This is a genomic window from Streptomyces sp. NBC_00670, assembly GCF_036226765.1.
Taxonomy (GTDB): domain Bacteria; phylum Actinomycetota; class Actinomycetes; order Streptomycetales; family Streptomycetaceae; genus Streptomyces.
Genome location: NZ_CP109017.1, coordinates 3,970,661 through 3,988,622 on the forward strand (window position 1 = coordinate 3,970,661; position 17,962 = coordinate 3,988,622).

A 17,962-nucleotide genomic window follows, 5' to 3' on the forward strand; every position below is an offset into this window, starting at 1 on the left:
GTCACCGGCTTCGGCACAGCGAGGCCCGCGCCTGACGTCACCGCGCCGCCGCCCCGTCCAACGCGTTGTTCACCAGGGCGGTGGCGTACTCCTCGTCCAGGGGCGCGTCGGGGACGAGCAGGCGGTTGTAGCAGGCGCCCCAGAGCTGGTCGACGAGGATCCCGAGGTCCATGTCGGCGCGGAGCTGCCCGCGGTCGCGGGCCCGCTCGAACGCGGCCAGTGCCAGCGCCCGGCGCGGCGCGGAGTAGTGCCGGGAGAACGCCGCGGAGAGCTCCGGGTCGGTCTGTGCCACTCCGATCAGCCCCGCGAGGGCCGTCCCCGTGCTGCCCTGTGTCACCAGCCGTACGAACGCGCGCAGCTGGGAGGTGAGGTCGGCCCGTATGTCGCCGGTGTCCGGGAACTCCAGCTGCTGCTCGCTGTGGGCGAAGAACGCCTCCGCCGCGAGTGCTCCGGCCGACGGCCACCACTTGTAGAGGGTCATCTTGCTGGACCCCGCCGTCGTGGCGACCCGGTCGAAGGTCACCGCCTTGATCCCCTCGTGCAGCAGCAGGTCGGCGGCGGCCCGCAGCACTCCCGTGCGCACCTCCTTCGCCGGCCGCCGCCCCCGTCCGCGCCGGGGCGGGGGCGTGTTCAGGGGCTTGTCCGTCATGCGTGCGCTCCTTCTTCCGGCCTTCCTCCGGCCTTCTTCCGGATCGGTGTCGGCCAGTTTAATGGACAGGTCGTCTTTATGTGGCTACGGTTATGTGTACGGCAAGTCCACATACCTGGGAGCCCCCATGCCTGAGAACCAGACCACCCCGCGCGTCGCCGTCGTCACCGGCGGATCGGGCGGTATCGGCCGGGCCGTCGTCGAACGCCTGGCGGCGGACGGGACGGCGGTGCTCGTGCACTACAGCGGGAACGAGGCGAAGGCCCGGGAGGTCGCCGGGGCCGTCACCGCCGCGGGCGGGCGGGCCACGGTGTTCGGCGGCGACGTCGCCGACCCCGAGGCGATGGCGGCGATGTTCCGGCACGCCACCGAGACCTTCGGCGGCATCGACGTCCTGGCGCACACGGCCGGCATCATGCCGCTCGCCCCGATCGCGCAGATGGACCTGGACACCTTCGACCGCATCCAGCGGACCAACGTCCGCGGCACCTTCGTCGTCAACCAGCTCGCCGCCCGCCAGGTCCGCTCCGGCGGGGCGATCGTCAACTTCTCCAGCTCCCTGACGCGGCTGCAGTTCCCGGCCTACGGGCCCTACGCGGCGTCCAAGGGCGCGGTGGAGGCGATGACCCTCATCCTCGCCCGGGAGCTGCGCGGCCGTGACATCACGGTCAACGCCGTCGCCCCCGGCCCCACGGCCACCCCGCTGTTCTTCGAGGGCAAGAGCGAGGAGGACATCCGGCGCATCGCCGGGCTCAACCCGATGGAGCGGCTGGGCACGCCGGAGGACATCGCCGAGGTGACGGCGTTCCTCGCCGGCCCGGCACGCTGGGTCAACGGCCAGGTGCTCTACGCCAACGGCGGTGCCGCCTGACGCCGCCGGACCCGCCCTCCGGGCGAACGACGGGAGTCGAGAGACAGGCCCTAGCTGAAGACGATCATCGAACCCTGTGCCAGGCTTCGCGTCGCCGCCGCGTGCAGGCCGAGCCAGACGTGGCGTTCGCGGGCGAAGGGGCTGGGGTCGTACGGGGGCGCGGGGGCCGGTTCCTCCAGGTCCGTGGGGCCCGCCGGGGGCTGCGGCGCGGCCGGGGGGTTGGCCGGGTCGATGCCGATCGCCGGGGCCACCGCCTCCAGTTCGCGCAGCAGGGTGTGCGAGGAGCCCAGCGGGCCGCCCCCGGCGAGGAGTTCGTCGTTGGACAGCGGAACGGGGAACTCCACGGGCACGTACGCGCCCGCGTGGTCGTAGTGCCAGACCAGGTGCGAGCGCTGGGCGTTCGCCTCGAACATCTCCAGCAACTGCTCGTAGTCGCCGCCCAGTTCGTCCACCGGTGTCACCGCGAGCCCGCACACCTGGAGCAGATACGCCCGGCGCAGGAAGTGCAGGGCGTCGTAGTCGAAGCCCGCGACCGGGGCGACGTCCCCGGACAGTCCCGGCATGTACTGGTACACCGGCACCGGACCCATCCCGGCCTCGGCGAGCGCCTTGTCGTAGAGCGCGAGTTCCTCGGCGAAGGGGTTGTCCGGGGTGTGGCACAGCACGTCGACGAGCGGGACCAGCCAGAGGTCACAGGCCAACAGGGAGCTCCTCGTGATCAAGGTGGGGGAGGGGGACGGGGGACCGTGGGAAGCCTAACGAACGGGTGTACGGTACCGGTCAGGCGTCGCCGCCCGGCCGGGTCGTTATGGTGCCCTTCCCGTCCAGGTCCCACACCCACACGCCGCCCACCCACGTACCCGGGTCGCCGGTGAGGTCCTGCACCGTCTTGCGCAGCGCCTCGTCGTTCGCCTGCGGGGCCAGCACCAGCACGCCCGCCTTCCAGTAGGCGAAGTCGGCCCGTGCCTGCCGCCGCCAGCTGTCGATCTCCAGGTTGGGCGCGGTGCCGCTGTTGCGGACGTCGCTGAAGAGGTTGGACGTGGCGCGCGGGACGGCGCCGTAGATGCCGATGCGGTCGGGTCCCCAGGGGCCGTTGAAGTAGCCGCCCGGCAGCCTGAAGCCCAGGCCGGCGGCGGTCTGCCAGTGCAGTGCCTCCGCGTACCCGGGGTCGGGCAGCGGCACCGGCACCAGGGTCTCTCCCGCACCGACGTACGACTTGTAGGTGCCGTCCGCGATGAACGCCGGCACCTTCTCCCGGGGAACCGTCTTCAGCGGCGCCGGAACGATCGGCAGCAGCGCGGCGACGACGGCCGCCAGGCCGATGATCTGGGCGCCCGTGAAGACACCGGAACGGGACCCGGCCGTCGCCGTCGCCGTCGCCGTCGGCTTCGGCTTCGGCGCGAGGCGTTCCAACGCCAGCGCGAGCAGCATGCCGAGCGCCGGCGCGCACACCATCGCCACGCGCCCCTCGATCACCGACTCGAACAGCGGCCGGTGCGCGAGCAGCTTCCACGGCCCCGGCAGCGTGGTGTCCGTGAGCGGGAGGCGCATCTCGGGCCCGAGCGACAGCAGCGCCGCCCCGGCCGCCGTCACCGCCAGCGCCTTGACCAGCGCCCTGTCCCACAGCCGTACGACGATGCCGAGCGCGAGCAGCGCCAGCGGCCAGCCGTAGAAGGCGTTCTGCTCGGTCGGGTTGAGCGACAGCGCGTTCGCGTGGTCCGCGTCGCCCGCCAGTGAGCGTTCGGCGAAGGCGATCAGGGCGAGCGGGCTGTTGCCCGCGTTGTCGCCGTGCAGCACGCTCTTGTAGCTCTGCGGCCCGAAGAACTGCCAGTAGAGCGCGAACGACACCAGCGGCAGACAGACCGCCGCCGCGATCCCCAGCCCCTTCGCCAGCGGCCGCCACACCGCCCGCGCCACGTCCCGCCGTACGACGGCGTAGGCGCCCGCGAACAGCACGAGCCCCAGCGCGGTGAGCAGCAGCGGCTCCTCGCCCAGATAGATCTGGTACGCCGTCATCACGCCGAGCACGATCCCGTCGCGCCCCACACGGGTGCCCGCGCACAGCCGCAGCGCCCGGTCGATCATCAGCGGGATCATGAACAGCACGACGAAGTTGGGATGCGCGTTGGCATGGCTGACCATCGGCGGCGCGAACGTGGCCAGCGCCGCCCCGGCGAAGGCCGCGCCCCGGTGCCGTACGACCCGTTTGACGATCAGCCAGTACCAGGCGGTCGCGGTCGCGGCGAGCCCCAGCGTCATCACCAGCGCCAGCGACACCGCGGGCCCCAGCCACAGGGTGAGCGGCGCGAACGGCACGCTCAGCCCCAGCATGACCGTGTTGGCCATGAGGTTCACGCCGTCCGGAAAGCCCTGGAGGGTGGTGAACAGCGGGTTGCGCAAGTGACTGATGTTGTCGGCGGTGACCGCGAAGAACCACTCCCACTGGTTCTGGTCCTGGAGCGAGTCCGGCAGATAGCGGTGGTTCGGGTCCGCCCAGCGGCCGGAGTACAGCAGGAAGGACAGCAGCAGGAACAGCACCGGCACCAGCAGGTCGGCCGGGCGCACCGCGCGCACCTTCAGGACGGCGAGCTCGGCGAGGATGCGGCCGTAGTCCAGGGGCCGCACCTTCGAGCCGGGCTGGTGCGCCCAGCGCACCGGCACCTCGGCGACGGGCCAGCCGGAGCGCCGGAAGTGCTGGAGTATCTCCACGTCGATGCCCCAGCCGTCGAGCCGGGAGGCGGCGAACGCCTCGCGCGCGCGGTCGCCGTCGAACAGCTTGAAGCCGCACTGGGTGTCGCGGATGCCGGGGACGGCGACCCGGCGTATCAGCACGTTCCCGGCCCGGCCGAGCAGTTCCCGTATCCGGTGCTGGTGGCGTTCGATCGTGGCGCCGTCGGTCGCCCGCGAGCCGATCGCGGCCGCGTGGCCGTCGGCGAGGGCGGCCTCCAGGCGGTCCAGCTCCTCGATGGGCGCGGCCAGGTCGGCGTCCGTGACCAGCACCCGGCGCCCGCGCGAGGCGAGCACCCCGAGCCGCAGCGCGTGCCCCTTGCCGCGGTTGGCGGGGCTGCTCAGCAGCCGTATGCGCGGATCGCGGGCGGCGGCCCCGGCCACCACCTCGCCGGTGGCGTCGGTGGAGCCGTCGTCCACGACGAGCACCTCCCACGCGTCCGGGCGCCCGTCGCCGCCCCCGCCGCTCTTGCTCAGATACGTGACGATCGCGTCCAGCGTGGGCGCCAGGCGCCGCTCCTCGTTGTACGCGGGCACGACGACCGTCAGGTCGATGGAGGTGGCCGACATGTCCTCTATGACGTCCTGGGCGGCGGTCCGGCTCATCCGACGGCCGCCAGCCGTTCCAGCAGGGCCAGGGAGTGCGCGTCGTACGCGGTGACGACGGCGTGCGCGCCGGCCGGGTCGCGGCGGGCCAGCGCGTCGACGAGGTCGGTGTGGCCGGCCCAGAGCAGCCCCCGCAGCGGGGACGCCCCCGCGGGCCGGTCGGGATCCGGGGGCTCCGTCCGGCCCCCGGGGGCGGCGATCCGGCGCAGGTGCTGCACCGCGCACGCCCAGGTCTGCACCCGCAGCCGGTGCAGGAAGTCCGTCAGGTACGGATTGCCGCACAGCCCGCCCAGCTCGCGCCAGAAGCGGACGTCGTAGCCGATGAGCACGTCGAGGTCGCCCGCGGCGGCCGCGCGCCGGGCCTCCTCGCCGCGCCGCCGCACCCCGGCGAGCGCGTCGGCCGCGCCGGGCTCGGCGTCCAGGTCGATGCCGGTCGCGGTGAGCCGGCGGAAGATGCCGTCGGTGACCAGCGCGCGGGCCTGGAGCATGCCGCGGTAGTCCGCGAGGGAGTACGCGCGCACCGCGAAGCCGCGGTGCTGCACCGCGTCGAGCAGCCCCTGCGCGGACAGGTCGACCAGCGCCTCGCGGACCGGGGTGGCCGAGACGCCGTACTGCTCGGCGATCTCCTTCACCGTGAACTCCTGCCCCGGCTGGAGCCGGCCGGCCAGCACCTCGTCGCGGAGCGCGTCCGCGAGCTGCTGCCGCAGGGTGCTGCGGGTTACGGCGCCGTTGCCGCCGATGCCGGGCATGCTGGCCTCGCTCCCATCCGCGCTGAGGTCGCGCGCGGGGTGCGCGCGGGGGACGTGCGTCCGCGAAACGTACGTACGCGCGAGGCACGCACCTTTCTCCGAGCACGTCACCTTACGCTGCACGGGTTGCGGGGAGGGGCGGACCGTGCTGCGGGATCGCGCGGGCCCGGGGCGGGAGAGTGTGCCGGCCTGGTCACGGTCCGGCCCGGGGCGGGAGAGTGTGCCGACCTGGTCACGGTCCGGACCGAGACGGAACCGGGTCCGGGCCCGGCGCGGTCGTGAACCGCGCCGGTCACTATTCTCGGGCCGGGTTGCAGGCACGGGGGCGGCGGCCCCGGGGGAGGACGGTGCGGCGGTGGAGCAGCTCGGTGCGGGGGATCCGCAGGTCATCGGGGGGTACCGGCTGCTGGCGCGGCTCGGCGCCGGGGGCATGGGGAACGTGTACCTGGCCCGGTCCGACCGGGGCCGCACGGTCGCCGTGAAGCTCGTACGGCGGGAGCTGGCCGAGCGGGAGGAGTTCCGCGCGCGGTTCCGCCAGGAGGTCGGGGCGGCGCGCCGGGTCGGCGGGGACTGGACCGCGCCCGTCCTGGACGCCGACACCGAGGCCGAGGTGCCGTGGGTGGCCACCGGGTACGTCGCCGGGCCGTCCCTGGAATCCGTCATCAGCCGCGACTACGGGCCGCTGCCGGAGAGTTCCGTGCGCTCCCTCGCGGCCGGGCTCGCGGGCGCCCTGCGCGACATCCACGCGGCCGGACTCATCCACCGCGACCTCAAGCCGTCCAACGTGCTCGTCACGATCGACGGGCCGCGCGTCATCGACTTCGGCATCGCGCGGGCGCTGGAGACGGCGGGCGACGAGGGCCTCACGCGCACCGGCGCGCTGGTCGGCTCGCCCGGCTTCATGGCGCCCGAACAGGTGCGCGAGGACCGGATCACCCCGGCCTGCGACGTCTTCTGCCTCGGTTCGCTGCTCGCCTACGCGGCCACCGGAGAGCTCCCGTTCGGCGCGGCGGACAGCGGGGCGCACGCGCTGATGTTCCGCATCGCGCAGGAGGAGCCGGACCTGGCGAAGGTGCCGGAGGGACTGGCCGGTCTCGTACGGGACTGCCTCCACAAGGACCCGGCGCGGCGGCCCTCACCTGCGGAGGTACTGGCCCGCACGGGGGCCGGGGACACGCTGGCCGACGGGCGGCTGGGGGAACCGTGGCTGCCGGGGGCGCTGGTGGCGCAGCTGGGGCGGCACGCGGTGCGGTTGCTGGAGGTGGAGAGTCCGGGGCCGACGGGGTCTGCCGCGCCGCCCCCGCCGGTGTACCCGGGCTTCGGGCCGCCGCCCGCGCCGGCGCCTGCCCCCGTGCCCGCGCCGAGGGCGAGTCGGCGGGGGACCCTCGCGCTGGTCGCCGTGGCGGTGGTCGTGGCGCTGGGCGCGGGTGGGGCGGTGCTGGCCGTGATGCGGGGCGAGGGTGACGGCGGGGGTGACGGCAAACGCGGGCACGGGGGTACGGCGTCGGCGTCCGCGTCCGCCACGACCGGGTCGCCGTCCCCCGGGGCGGTTCCGGAGGGGTACGTCGGGACGTGGACGGCGAGCATCGACAACGCGAACGGGCACAGTACGCGGGAGCTGGTCGTGCGGCAGGGGAAGGTGGGGGAGAAGGTGCTGACGCTCACGGCGGAGGGGCCGGCGGGGAGTGGGACGTATCACTGCGTGTTCGTGGCGGAGCTGGCGGCGGAGCCGGTGGGGGGTGGGCCGGTGTCGATCGGGCCGTCGGAGGTGACGGTGGGGCGGCCGGCGACGTCCTGTACGCCGGGGGATCCGACGCAGCTGGCGCTCCAGTCGGACGGCCGCCTGCGCCGCACAACGAGCGACGGCGACTCCCTGACGTACACCCGCCAGGACTGACCGGAGGTTTTTCGCCCCCGCCGCCCCTACCCTTCCCCGCGCCCCTGATCAGGGGCGCGGGGAAGGGTAGGGGCGGCGGGGGCGAGGAAAACTACCCCCGCGGCTCCGGCGGACGTTGGCGTGGCATGTGCGGGCGGGCCGGAGGCAACGGTGCGCGCACACCCACCCCCGGCGGGGCGTCGCCCCGGGACGAACCCACCCCCACCTCCCCCCGCACGGACGCGACCCCCACCCCCCGGAACTCCACCATCCACCCCGCCGTCTCCCCCCGCACCAGCTCCCCCACGTCCTCGGCGAACCCCCGCAACACCCCCAGACACCGCTCCGCCGCCTCCGCGGCAGTCCCCTCCGCCGGCCCCAACACCTCCCGCACACTCTCCGCCGCCCAGTCGAACTGCAACGCCCGCAACCTCCGCTGCACCGCCTGCGCCGTCGCCACGTCCCGCATCCACCCGGACGTCACCCCGAAGAACCGGTCCCCGGCCACGCACGCCGCCCCGAGCAGCAGCGCGAGATACGCCCACGGCACCGCCCCGCCGACCACCCCGGTCACGTCGAGCAGCGGCAGCACCGCCCCGCACACACCCCCCGCCGCCGCCCCGCCCCGCAGCACCCGCGCCGCCCGCCGCTTGCCGACCCGGTCGGCGAGGTACCACGCGACGGTGTCGAGCGCCCCGCGCTCCACCCACAGGTACAGCTCGTGCAGCCGTTCGGCCGGCTCCCCCCAGTCACCCTGCGGAAACGGCCGCCCGGCAAGGTCGACCGGCCACGGCCGCACACCCCCGCCGCCCCGGACGCCCCCTTCGCCGCGGCCATTGCCTTCACCCCGGCCGTCCCCCTCGCCCCGGCCACCCCGGCGCGGACCCTCCGGCTGCACTCCCGGCTGACTCACCCGGCACTCCCTCCTGACGGCACGGCCCCGGCCCCCTTCCTACCGCCCAATGAGTGGCGATGGAGAGCGTTTCGCCGCTTATCCGCCAGGACGGGGGGCTTGGTCAGGTATAGGGCGCCCCTCGATTTCACTCGAAAGAGTGGCGGGGCGCAGGGGCCGGGGAGCACGTAGGCTCGTGCCGAGAGGAAAAGCGAGCCGCGCGGAAGCGCGCACGTGCCGTACCCGACAGGAGCTGATCGTGATCCCCGGTGGTGGCCAGCCCAACATGCAGCAGTTGCTGCAGCAGGCCCAGAAGATGCAAGCGGACCTCGCCCAGGCCCAGGAGGAACTGGCGCGCACGGAGGTCGACGGGCAGTCGGGCGGCGGCCTGGTGAAGGCGACCGTGACCGGTTCCGGCGAGCTCAGGGCGCTCAAGATCGACCCGAAGGCGGTGGACCCGGAGGACACCGAGACCCTCGCCGACCTGGTCGTCGCGGCCGTCCAGGCGGCCAACGAGAACGCGCAGACCCTCCAGCAGCAGAAGCTCGGCCCGCTGGCCCAGGGACTGGGCGGCGGCGGCATCCCCGGCCTGCCGTTCTGACGTCTTTCCGACGTCCCTTCTAAGTGGCACGGCGGCCAACTACCGTACGTACCAAGGAACCGAGCCCGGCACCGCACGCAGTACCGGGTTCACGCGGGAAAGGCACATCCGTTGTACGAAGGCGTGGTCCAGGACCTCATCGACGAGCTGGGGCGGCTACCCGGCGTCGGTCCCAAGAGCGCGCAGCGGATCGCCTTCCACATCCTCCAGGCGGAGCCGACCGACGTACGGCGCCTCGCGCAGGCGCTGCTCGAGGTCAAGGCGAAGGTCCGCTTCTGCGCGGTGTGCGGCAACGTCGCCCAGGAGGAGCAGTGCGCCATCTGCCGTGACCCCCGTCGCGACCCGGCCGTCATCTGCGTGGTGGAGGAGCCGAAGGACGTGGTCGCCATCGAGCGCACCCGCGAGTTCCGCGGCCGGTACCACGTGCTGGGCGGCGCCATCAGCCCGATCGAGGGCGTCGGCCCCGACGATCTGCGCATCCGCGAGCTGCTCGCCCGGCTCGCGGACGGCGCGGTCAACGAGCTGATCCTGGCCACGGACCCCAACCTGGAGGGTGAGGCCACCGCCACGTACCTCGCCCGGATGATCAAACCCATGGGCCTCAAGGTCACCCGCCTGGCCAGCGGCCTCCCGGTGGGCGGCGACCTGGAATACGCGGACGAGGTCACCCTCGGCCGCGCCTTCGAGGGGAGACGACTCCTAGATGTCTGACGCCACGCTGCACTCCAAGACCCAGAACCCGGACGACTTCGCGGTCCAGGTCGCCGACCAGATCGAGAGCTTCCTGGTCGCCGTCACCGAGGTCGCCCGGGGCGACGAGCCGGACTCGGCCGTCCCGTTCCTCCTCCTGGAGGTCTCCCAGCTGCTGCTGGCCGGCGGCCGGCTCGGTGCGCACGAGGACTTCCTCCCCGAGGAGCGCTACGAGCCCGACCCGGGCCCCGAGCCGGACGTCGACGAACTGCGCGAACGCCTGGCCAGGATGCTGGACCCGGTGGACGTCTACTCGGAGGTCTTCGACCCCTACGAGCCCCGCAAGGCCCCGGTCCCGGCCCGCATCTCGGACGACCTCGCGGACGTCATCACCGACCTGCGCCACGGCATGGCCCACTACCGCGCGGGCCGCTCCACCGAGGCCCTGTGGTGGTGGCAGTTCTCTTACTTCTCCAACTGGGGCTCCACCGCCTCCGCCACCCTGCGCGCCCTCCAGTCCCTGGTCGCCCACGTCCGCCTCAACCAGCCCCTGGAGGAACTGGACGGCCTCGACACCGACCAGGATCTCGGCGACGAGATCCTCGCGGAGGAGGCGGGCCGGGTCATGGCGGAGGAGATCGGCGAGCCGCTGGGCGTGCGCCCGGTCGTCTGACACCCCGCGCCACTCACCGGCGCGGGCGGGCCACGGCTCCGTGCAGCGCCGCCGCGTCCACATGGGGCGCGGTCGGTGTCGGCGCGCTGTACCAGCGCAGCGGCCAGGTGTTGCCTTCCAGCGCGGGGATGCCGATGTAGGTGACCGTGCGGTCGTCCCGGCAGGGGAGCTGCTGTACCCCGGCCGGCCAGTCGTACCGCCGTACGGTGCCGGGCGGGAGCAGGAAGTACACCCAGCGCCCCCGCGCCGCCTCGCACACGATCGGCCCCGCGTCCTCGTCCGTCGCCTCGATCAGATGGTCGGCGACCAGTTCCCCGCGCAGCCCCTCGATCCGCACGGCGTCGAAGTGGACGCCGGTCACATGCAGCCGGTGACCGGAAGGTGGGACCCACACGGGCCGGTGAATTGTGTCCGTCATGGTCACACTGTGCCGCCCGCCTCTCTACGCTCGGTAGCGACCCGGGGGATACGCGCCCCGGCGTACCCGTCGGAGGTGGTTGCCGTGCCCGGCCAGAACAACTCCCAGCCGCCCGTCGCCTGGCGCTACAGCGGCAACCAGATGAAACGCTGGCGCACGAAGGCGAACATCAGCCGCGAGCAGCTCGCCGAGGCGGCGTGCTACTCCCCGGACACCATCAAGTCCATGGAGCAGGGGGTGCGTATGCCGACGCCGCGCGTCCTGGACGTCGCGGACGAACTGTGCCGCGCGGAGGGGTTGTTGAGCGCGGCGAAGGACTACTTGCTGCGCGAACGGTTCCCGGCACGGGCCCAGGACTTCATGGAGCGGGAGAAGGAGGCGATCAGTCTCTGGTGGTACGACACCCTTTACGTCCCTGGCTTGTTGCAGACCGAGGCGTACGCGCGTGCCTTGATCCAGAACCACGTGCCGCCGCTGGACAACGAGACTGCGGAGGAGCGGGTCGCCGCCCGCTTGGAGAGGCAGGAGATCCTCACTGGGCGGAAACCGCCGGTGGCTCTCAGCTTCGTGCTCTACGAAGCGGCTCTGCGGAACCCGCAGGTAGACAAGGAACAGTTGCGTCGCCTGCTGGAGGTGTCCCGCTTCTGGAACGTCACCATGCAGGTGCTTCCGTTCGACCGGATCTGCGCGGTCGCGCTGCTCGGACCCGTAGTACTGCTCGAAACGCGTGACCACGAACGGTTCGCTTACGCGGAAGGCCAGTTGGGCAGCGAACTGACGGCTGAACCGGGGGCTGTCAGCCGCGCGTCGGAGCGGCTTAGCATGATCCGGGCGCAGGCCCTCGGCCCTGATGAGTCGACCTGTTTCGTCGAGCGGATGGTGGACCGCCATGAATGACCAACTGCACTGGACCAAATCCAGCTACAGCGACTCCGAGGGCGGTGCCTGCGTAGAGATCGCCCTGGCCTGGTTCAAGTCCAGTTACAGCGACAGCGAGGGCGGCAACTGCGTCGAGGTCGCCCACTGCGACCTCGTCCACGTCCGTGACTCCAAGGCGGCCCCCTCGGGCCCCGAACTCCGTATCGCCGCGCCCGCCTGGTCGGACGCGCTGCGGGCGGTGCTCGACGGCAAAATGTGATGCCGGGCACTTTCCGCGTGGCCGGAGCGTTCCTCGGGCAGAAGCCGCTCGGGCACGACGTCCGACGGAGTACGTCGTCCCGGAGTGGCCGGTGGTTTCCGCAGGAAACCGGGGTGATCACGCCATGAGCGGGACATCTCACCATGCGGTATCCCGGAAGGGAGATTCGGCCGCTCGATAGACTGAGCCGACCGCGCCGTACATACCTATGTGCGGACATCGCGGACAGAGACGGACTGAGCGAGGAGCGCACGTGGGCCTTGTCGTGCAGAAGTACGGAGGCTCCTCCGTAGCCGATGCCGAGGGCATCAAGCGCGTCGCCAAGCGGATCGTGGAAGCCAAGAAGAACGGCAACCAGGTGGTTGTCGTGGTCTCCGCGATGGGCGACACGACGGACGAGCTGATCGATCTCGCCGAGCAGGTATCGCCGATCCCTGCCGGGCGCGAGCTCGACATGCTGCTGACCGCGGGAGAGCGGATCTCCATGGCCCTGCTGGCCATGGCGATCAAAAACCTGGGCCACGAGGCGCAGAGCTTCACCGGCAGCCAGGCCGGTGTGATCACCGACTCGGTCCACAACAAGGCGCGGATCATCGACGTCACGCCCGGCCGCATCCGCACCGCGCTCGACGAGGGCAACATCTGCATCGTCGCCGGTTTCCAGGGTGTCAGCCAGGTGGGCAAGGACATCACCACGCTGGGCCGCGGCGGCTCCGACACCACGGCCGTCGCGCTGGCGGCGGCGCTGGACGCGGAGGTGTGCGAGATCTACACCGACGTGGACGGCGTGTTCACCGCCGACCCGCGGGTGGTGAAGAAGGCCCGGAAGATCGACTGGATCTCCTTCGAGGACATGCTCGAGCTGGCCGCCTCCGGGTCCAAGGTGCTGCTCCACCGCTGTGTGGAGTACGCCCGCCGCTACAACATCCCGATCCACGTCCGCTCGTCCTTCAGCGGACTCCAGGGCACGTGGGTCAGTAGCGAGCCGATCAAGCCGGCGCAGTCGGCACAGCACGTATCGCAAGGGGAACCAAAGGTGGAGCAGGCCATCATCTCCGGGGTCGCGCACGACACCTCGGAGGCCAAGATCACCGTCGTCGGCGTGCCCGACAAGCCGGGTGAGGCCGCGGCGATCTTCCGCGCCATCGCGGACGCCGAGATCAACATCGACATGGTGGTGCAGAACGTCTCCGCCGCGTCCACGGGGCTGACGGACATCTCCTTCACCCTGCCCAAGGCCGAGGGCCGCAAGGCGATCGACGCGCTGGAGAAGGCGCGTGACGTCATCGGCTTCGACTCGCTCCGTTACGACGACCAGATCGGCAAGATCTCCCTGGTCGGCGCGGGCATGAAGACCAACCCCGGGGTCACCGCCGGGTTCTTCGAGGCGCTCAGCGACGCGGGCGTCAACATCGAGCTGATCTCGACCTCCGAGATCCGCATCTCGGTCGTCACCCGCAAGGACGACGTCCCGGAGGCCGTCCGCGCGGTCCACAGCGCGTTCGGCCTCGACTCCGACAGCGACGAGGCAGTCGTCTACGGAGGCACGGGTCGATGACCCCGGACCCCCCACGCGCCCCGGCCACCGTCCCACCCAGACCCGGCCCGGGGCTCGTGGGGGCGCCCGCGCCCCGTAAGGGGCGCGGGGCTGTGCCGATCAGCGGCTCCGCCGCGGGGCGCGAGCAACCACAGCGCACCCGCAGTCGCGACAAAACCGCACCACCCCCCACCCCAGGCGCCGCAGGTGCAGGCCCCGCACGGACCCGCACCCCTCAGCCGGCCGTCGGCCAAGCCGCCCCGTCGGCCCAGCACAGGGACAAACCCGTGCTGGCAGTGGCCGGCGCCACCGGCGCCCTCGGTACCGTCATGCTCCGCATCCTCTCCCAACGCGCCGACATCTGGGGCGAGATCCGCCTGCTCGCCTCCCCCCGCTCGGCCGGCCGCAAGCTGACCGTCCGCGGCGAGGAGACCGAGGTGGCCGAGCTCGACGAGGCCGCCCTCACCGGCGTCGACGTCGCCCTGTTCTGCGTCCCCGAGGACGTCGCCCGCGCATGGGCCCCCGTCGCCGCCGCCCGTGGCGCCGTCGTCGTCGACAACTCCGCCGCCTTCCGGGCGGCGGCCGACGTCCCCCTGGTCGTCCCCGAGGTCAACGCGCACACCGCCCGTGTGCGCCCCCGCGGCATCCTCGCCAGCCCCGGCTGCACCACGCTCACGATGATCGTGGCAATGGGCGCGCTGCACGCCGAGTTCGGCCTGCGCGAGCTGGTCGTCTCCTCGTACCAGGCGGTGAGCGGCGCGGGCCGCGCGGGCGTGGAGACGCTGCGCGAGCAGCTCGCCCTCGTCGCCGGTACGGAGCTGGGCACCCACCCCGGCGATGTGCGCCGCGCGGTGGGCGAGGCCACCGGCCCGTTCCCGGAGCCGGTCGCGCTCAACGTCGTCCCGTGGGCCGGCACGCTCGGCGAGGACGGCTGGTCCTCGGAGGAGGCCGGGCTGCGGGAGGAGACCCGCAAGGTCCTCGGCCTGCCGCAGCTGCCGCTCGCGGTCACCTGCGTCCGCGTCCCCGTGGTCACCGCCCACTCCCTCACCGTCCACGCCGGCTTCGAGAACGAGGTCACGGTCGAGGCGGCCCGGGAGATCCTGGCCACGGCCCCCGGCGTCGTCCTGTGCGACGACCCGGCGGCGGGGGAGTTCCCCACCCCGGCGGACGTGGTCGGCACGGACCCCGCATGGGTGGGCCGGGTGCGCCGGGCGCACGACGACCCCACCGCGCTCGACTTCTTCGTCTGCGCCGACAACCTCCGCAAGGGCGGCGCCCTCAACGCCGTCCAGATCGCCGAACTCGTCGCGGCGGAACGGGAGTAGGGCCCCGCGTGGGGGCTCCGTGACGGTGGCCGCGAGGGCCCTCGGAGGGCGCACGAGGGGCATCCGGCCTGCCCCTTCGGGCCTTCGGCATGCCCTATACGCTGGTCAAACCGTCAAGTATTTGTAGGATCTGTGTCAGTCCTGTGGCCGGGCCGGACCCACCTGGTCCGGACCACTTGAACCAGACCCGTACGGGAAACGAAGATTTCCTCCCCGCCTCCGTCACCGGACGCAACCGGACGGACGGCGGGGAGCGTCATTGCGTTCGCCCTTCGGGGGGGGGGCGGGCAGCGCAGGCAGGGCACAGCACAGGGGAAGAGCTGGTAGGCATGAGGGCACGGGACGTACTGTCCGCCGCCACGGGGGAAGCACGCCGGACACACGGGGCGCCCGGGCGCACACCGCTGAAGCGCGTGCGACGGGGCGCACCCGAACCCGCGTACAACCCTGACGGCCCCAGGCGTGTCCAACAGGCGTGGCAGCAGAGGTACTCGAATTCACCGCGGCGGTACAGACGGGGGGCACGGCCCTGCGTCCGTCCCGCCGGGTCCGCATGCCCGGCGCGCCCGGCGGCATGCCGGTGATCGCGCCCATGCCCGCAGCGCGGCCCACCCGCATACCGAACCAGCGTGAGGGAGCAGAGGAGGCCGTGGCGACCGGTACCACGGTCGACCACCTCACGGAGACCTACCGGACGCACTACCGCTCCCTGCTGGGCCTCGCGGCGCTCCTCCTCGACGACACCGCCTCCTGCGAGGACGTCGTCCAGGAGGCGTTCATCCGCGTCCACTCGGCCCGCAAGCGCGTCCGCGACCCGGAGAAGACGCTCGCCTATCTGCGCCAGACGGTGGTGAACCTCTCCCGCTCCGCCCTGCGCCGCCGCATCCTCGGCCTGAAGCTGCTGTCGAAGCCGATGCCGGACATGGCGAGCGCGGAGGAGGGCGCCTACGACCAGCTGGAGCGGGACTCCCTGATCAAGGCGATGAAGGGGTTGCAGCGCCGCCAGCGCGAGGTGCTGGTGCTGCGCTACTTCGCGGACATGACGGAGGCGCAGGTCGCGGCGACGCTGGGCCTCTCCCTCGGGTCGGTCAAGGCGTACGGCTCCCGCGGCATCGCGGCGCTGCGCATCGCCATGGAGGCGCCGGCATGACCGAGCACGACAGGAACACCGAGCACGGCGGCAAGCACGACGACGAACAGCAGGCTGGGAACGGAACTGTGAACCACCGCCCCGAGGACCACGGCCACCCGGCCGCCCCCGGCGACGACCCGGCCGACCGGCCCGCCACACCCGGCTCCGGCGAGGCGCACGACGACGCCCGCGGCGACACACACGACGACGCCCGCGGCGACACACACGACGACGAGCTCGGGCTCGCTCCCGACGAGCTGGCGTTGCGGCGGGTGCTGCACTCCGCCGTCGGGGACATCGAGCCCCGCGACGGCGCCCTGGAGCACCTGCGCCGGGCGGTGCCCGCGCGTAGGGCGCGCAAGCGGCAGGCACTCGTCGGCATGGCGGCCGCCGCGCTCTTCGCCGGCACCGCCGTCCCCGCCCTGCTGCACGTCTCCCACGCCACCGGTTCGAACGCCGACCCCTCCATCGCGGGCCAGGCCTCCCAGGCCCACGGCGGCGCGGGCCAGGACAAGGGCAAGAGCGGCGGTTCGGGCGACGACAGCGGCGCCTCCGACTCCGTCAAGGACAAGGGCACGTCCGGCCACGAGGGCAAGCGGGACAAGGGCACCGGCAAGGGCCGCGGCGCCACCGGCAGCGGCTCCTCCGCCCCCGGCTCGGGCATCACCGACTGCACGGCGGCCCAGCTCGGCGGGGCCACCGCCGGCATCGCCGCCGCCGACTCCACCGGAGTGGTCTACGGCACCTTCCGCGTCGCCAACATCTCCGGCACGACCTGTACGGTCTCCGGTCCGGGCACGGTCGGCACGGCCGCCCAGGGCGCGGCGGACCCGACGCGCGTCACGGTCGTCAGCCATGTCGCGGGCGACGCCGCCACCGGGCTGCCCGACCCGTCCCAGGAGCTGGCCTCGCTGATCCTCAAGCCCGGCATGGCCTACCAGGTGAAGTTCGCCTGGGTGCCCTCCGAGACGTGTCCCACCGAGGGCGCCAGCGGCGGCGGCTCCGGCGGCCCCTCGCCCGACCCGAGCACGTCGGACGGCCCTGCGGGCTCCTCCGAGGGCTCCTCGGCCACGAACGGCAACACGGCCTCCTCGCAGCTTTTGCGGGCGGACGGCGTCGCCGACGGCAGCGTGGTCGTCTCCCACACGGCCGCGACGGGCTCGCCGACGGTGACCGCGACGGTCCCGAACGCGTGCGCGGGAACGGTCTACCGGACGGGAGTGCTGGCGGGGTCCTGAGCCGGGGGCCCGGCCCCGTCGGTGTCCGCCACGGGGTCACCGCCGTCCTCCGGAAGGATCCCCAGCTCCGCGTCGCGCTGGAACTCCACCTCGCGGCGCAGCAGCCGGAACCACATGAAGACGACGAAGCCCGCGAAGACGAACCACTCGCCGGTGTAGCCGAGGTTCTGGAAGGCCCGCAGATCGAGCCCGGAGTCGTCGGGCCGGCTCGCCGGGACCGCCGTCATCCCGCTGTCCGCCCTGTCGAGCGTGACCCAGGCGTCGTACACGTCGTACGGCACCAGGTTCACCAGCGACGCCGCGCTGATCGCGCCGACCTGCCCGGCGGGCAGTCCGCCCGCCGCGCTCGCCCCGTTGTCGCCGGGCGTCTCGGAGGCCTGCAACGCGCCGGTGACGGTGACCTCGCCGGACGGCGCGGCCGGTGCCTTCGCCGCGGACGCGGTGCCGGGCAGCCAGCCCCGTACGACGGGCAGCGCCTTGCCGCCGTCGGTGCGGAGCATCGTCAGCACGTAGTAGCCGCTGCGGTCGTCCAGCTCACGGCCGGGAACCAGGAGCTGCTTGCCGTAGTGCCCGGTCGCCGTGGCGCGCTTGCCGGAGGTGGACTTGTCCACCGGCAGCAGCGACGCGAGCGGGCGCGCGGCCTCCTTCTTGTCGGCCGCGGCCTGCTCGGTGGCGGAGCGGTGGTCCTGTACGCGGTCCTCGAAGCGGCTGAGCTGCCAGGTGCCCATGAAGACGCAGACGGGGATGGCGAGAAGGGCGAGTACGTTGATCGCCCACCAGCGGGGGGTCAGGAGGAACCGGTACACAACGTCAACGGTACGGCGGGGACGGGGGCCGGGG

At 72.9% G+C, this 17,962-nt stretch carries 18 protein-coding genes; 11 read left to right on the forward strand and 7 right to left on the reverse strand.

Translation table 11 applies throughout. The features are described from left to right. Window positions 1-37: 37 nt before the first annotated feature. Window positions 38-649, reverse strand: coding sequence for a TetR/AcrR family transcriptional regulator (locus tag OIE12_RS17645; protein WP_329136450.1), 612 nt, complete (start codon window positions 647-649; stop codon window positions 38-40). Between the two features lie 127 nt (window positions 650-776). Between OIE12_RS17645 and OIE12_RS17650 the strand changes: the two genes are divergently transcribed. After that, window positions 777-1,520 carry an SDR family oxidoreductase gene (locus OIE12_RS17650; protein ID WP_329136451.1) on the forward strand — a complete coding sequence of 248 codons (744 nt, stop codon included), beginning with the start codon at window positions 777-779 and terminating at the stop codon, window positions 1,518-1,520. 50 nt (window positions 1,521-1,570) lie between these two features. Here the strand turns inward: OIE12_RS17650 and OIE12_RS17655 are convergent, their stop codons facing one another. The 3 genes from OIE12_RS17655 to OIE12_RS17665 form a co-directional block, all read right to left on the reverse strand. Continuing rightward, window positions 1,571-2,221: a hypothetical protein gene (locus OIE12_RS17655; protein ID WP_329136453.1), complete on the reverse strand. Its 651-nt coding sequence runs from the start codon at window positions 2,219-2,221 to the stop codon at window positions 1,571-1,573. Between the two features lie 79 nt (window positions 2,222-2,300). Then, window positions 2,301-4,853, reverse strand: coding sequence for a dolichyl-phosphate beta-glucosyltransferase (locus OIE12_RS17660; protein ID WP_329136455.1), 2,553 nt, complete (start codon window positions 4,851-4,853; stop codon window positions 2,301-2,303). Then, complete coding sequence (locus tag OIE12_RS17665; protein WP_329136457.1) at window positions 4,850-5,602, reverse strand: GntR family transcriptional regulator; 753 nt, start codon at window positions 5,600-5,602, stop codon at window positions 4,850-4,852. Before OIE12_RS17665 ends, OIE12_RS17660 begins: the two co-directional genes overlap by 4 nt. 355 nt (window positions 5,603-5,957) lie before the next feature. Between OIE12_RS17665 and OIE12_RS17670 the strand changes: the two genes are divergently transcribed. After that, complete coding sequence (locus tag OIE12_RS17670) at window positions 5,958-7,499, forward strand: serine/threonine-protein kinase (protein WP_329136458.1); 1,542 nt, start codon at window positions 5,958-5,960, stop codon at window positions 7,497-7,499. 91 nt (window positions 7,500-7,590) lie between these two features. On the opposite strand, the gene OIE12_RS17675 is transcribed toward OIE12_RS17670, so the two are convergent. Beyond that, window positions 7,591-8,391 (reverse strand): SLATT domain-containing protein, encoded by an 801-nt coding sequence (locus tag OIE12_RS17675; protein WP_329136460.1) that lies wholly within the window; start codon window positions 8,389-8,391, stop codon window positions 7,591-7,593. A gap of 238 nt (window positions 8,392-8,629) precedes the next feature. Here OIE12_RS17675 and OIE12_RS17680 point away from each other — a divergent pair, with 238 nt between their 5' ends. The 3 genes from OIE12_RS17680 to OIE12_RS17690 all read left to right on the forward strand — a co-directional run bounded on the left by OIE12_RS17680 (window position 8,630) and on the right by OIE12_RS17690 (window position 10,334). Next, on the forward strand, window positions 8,630-8,971 hold the full coding sequence (locus OIE12_RS17680) for a YbaB/EbfC family nucleoid-associated protein (protein WP_329136463.1): 342 nt from the start codon (window positions 8,630-8,632) through the stop codon (window positions 8,969-8,971). Window positions 8,972-9,082: 111 nt separating this feature from the next. Beyond that, a complete protein-coding gene (recR, locus tag OIE12_RS17685; RefSeq protein WP_329136465.1) occupies window positions 9,083-9,682 on the forward strand; it encodes a recombination mediator RecR in 600 nt (199 codons plus the stop codon). Then, complete coding sequence (locus OIE12_RS17690; protein WP_329136467.1) at window positions 9,675-10,334, forward strand: DUF5063 domain-containing protein; 660 nt, start codon at window positions 9,675-9,677, stop codon at window positions 10,332-10,334. The genes recR and OIE12_RS17690 overlap by 8 nt, the downstream gene beginning before the upstream one ends. 13 nt (window positions 10,335-10,347) lie before the next feature. Here OIE12_RS17690 and OIE12_RS17695 read toward each other — a convergent pair whose 3' ends face one another. Further along, on the reverse strand, window positions 10,348-10,758 hold the full coding sequence (locus tag OIE12_RS17695; RefSeq protein WP_443053844.1) for a hypothetical protein: 411 nt from the start codon (window positions 10,756-10,758) through the stop codon (window positions 10,348-10,350). Window positions 10,759-10,836: 78 nt separating this feature from the next. Between OIE12_RS17695 and OIE12_RS17700 the strand changes: the two genes are divergently transcribed. From OIE12_RS17700 to OIE12_RS17725, 6 genes are all read left to right on the forward strand, one after another. Then, on the forward strand, window positions 10,837-11,649 hold the full coding sequence (locus OIE12_RS17700) for a helix-turn-helix domain-containing protein (RefSeq protein WP_329136471.1): 813 nt from the start codon (window positions 10,837-10,839) through the stop codon (window positions 11,647-11,649). Further along, on the forward strand, window positions 11,642-11,890 hold the full coding sequence (locus OIE12_RS17705) for a DUF397 domain-containing protein (RefSeq protein ID WP_329136473.1): 249 nt from the start codon (window positions 11,642-11,644) through the stop codon (window positions 11,888-11,890). The genes OIE12_RS17700 and OIE12_RS17705 overlap by 8 nt, the downstream gene beginning before the upstream one ends. Window positions 11,891-12,143: 253 nt before the next feature. Continuing rightward, window positions 12,144-13,448, forward strand: coding sequence for an aspartate kinase (locus OIE12_RS17710; RefSeq protein ID WP_329136475.1), 1,305 nt, complete (start codon window positions 12,144-12,146; stop codon window positions 13,446-13,448). Then, the gene (locus OIE12_RS17715; protein WP_443053845.1) at window positions 13,445-14,752 is read left to right on the forward strand and encodes an aspartate-semialdehyde dehydrogenase; all 1,308 of its coding nucleotides are present in this window, start codon (window positions 13,445-13,447) and stop codon (window positions 14,750-14,752) included. Before OIE12_RS17710 ends, OIE12_RS17715 begins: the two co-directional genes overlap by 4 nt. A gap of 553 nt (window positions 14,753-15,305) precedes the next feature. Further along, on the forward strand, window positions 15,306-15,902 hold the full coding sequence (locus OIE12_RS17720; RefSeq protein WP_329142020.1) for a SigE family RNA polymerase sigma factor: 597 nt from the start codon (window positions 15,306-15,308) through the stop codon (window positions 15,900-15,902). Beyond that, window positions 15,899-17,122: a hypothetical protein gene (locus tag OIE12_RS17725; RefSeq protein ID WP_329136479.1), complete on the forward strand. Its 1,224-nt coding sequence runs from the start codon at window positions 15,899-15,901 to the stop codon at window positions 17,120-17,122. The genes OIE12_RS17720 and OIE12_RS17725 overlap by 4 nt, the downstream gene beginning before the upstream one ends. Here OIE12_RS17725 and OIE12_RS17730 read toward each other — a convergent pair. Beyond that, window positions 17,092-17,928: an SURF1 family protein gene (locus OIE12_RS17730; RefSeq protein WP_329136481.1), complete on the reverse strand. Its 837-nt coding sequence runs from the start codon at window positions 17,926-17,928 to the stop codon at window positions 17,092-17,094. The two genes, OIE12_RS17725 and OIE12_RS17730, sit on opposite strands and share 31 nt — an antisense overlap. Window positions 17,929-17,962 lie beyond the last annotated feature (34 nt).

Excerpts from the sequence above, each read along its gene's own strand:
- OIE12_RS17645 (WP_329136450.1), bottom strand. The coding sequence starts at position 649 with ATGACGGACAAGCCCCTGAACACGCCCCCGCCCCGGCGCGGACGGGGG.
- OIE12_RS17650 (WP_329136451.1), top strand. The coding sequence starts at position 777 with ATGCCTGAGAACCAGACCACCCCGCGCGTCGCCGTCGTCACCGGCGGA.
- OIE12_RS17660 (WP_329136455.1), bottom strand. The coding sequence starts at position 4,853 with ATGAGCCGGACCGCCGCCCAGGACGTCATAGAGGACATGTCGGCCACC.
- OIE12_RS17665 (WP_329136457.1), bottom strand. The coding sequence starts at position 5,602 with ATGCCCGGCATCGGCGGCAACGGCGCCGTAACCCGCAGCACCCTGCGG.
- OIE12_RS17690 (WP_329136467.1), top strand. The coding sequence starts at position 9,675 with ATGTCTGACGCCACGCTGCACTCCAAGACCCAGAACCCGGACGACTTC.
- OIE12_RS17705 (WP_329136473.1), top strand. The coding sequence starts at position 11,642 with ATGAATGACCAACTGCACTGGACCAAATCCAGCTACAGCGACTCCGAG.
- OIE12_RS17715 (WP_443053845.1), top strand. The coding sequence starts at position 13,445 with ATGACCCCGGACCCCCCACGCGCCCCGGCCACCGTCCCACCCAGACCC.
- OIE12_RS17720 (WP_329142020.1), top strand. The coding sequence starts at position 15,306 with ATGCCCGGCGCGCCCGGCGGCATGCCGGTGATCGCGCCCATGCCCGCA.
- OIE12_RS17725 (WP_329136479.1), top strand. The coding sequence starts at position 15,899 with ATGACCGAGCACGACAGGAACACCGAGCACGGCGGCAAGCACGACGAC.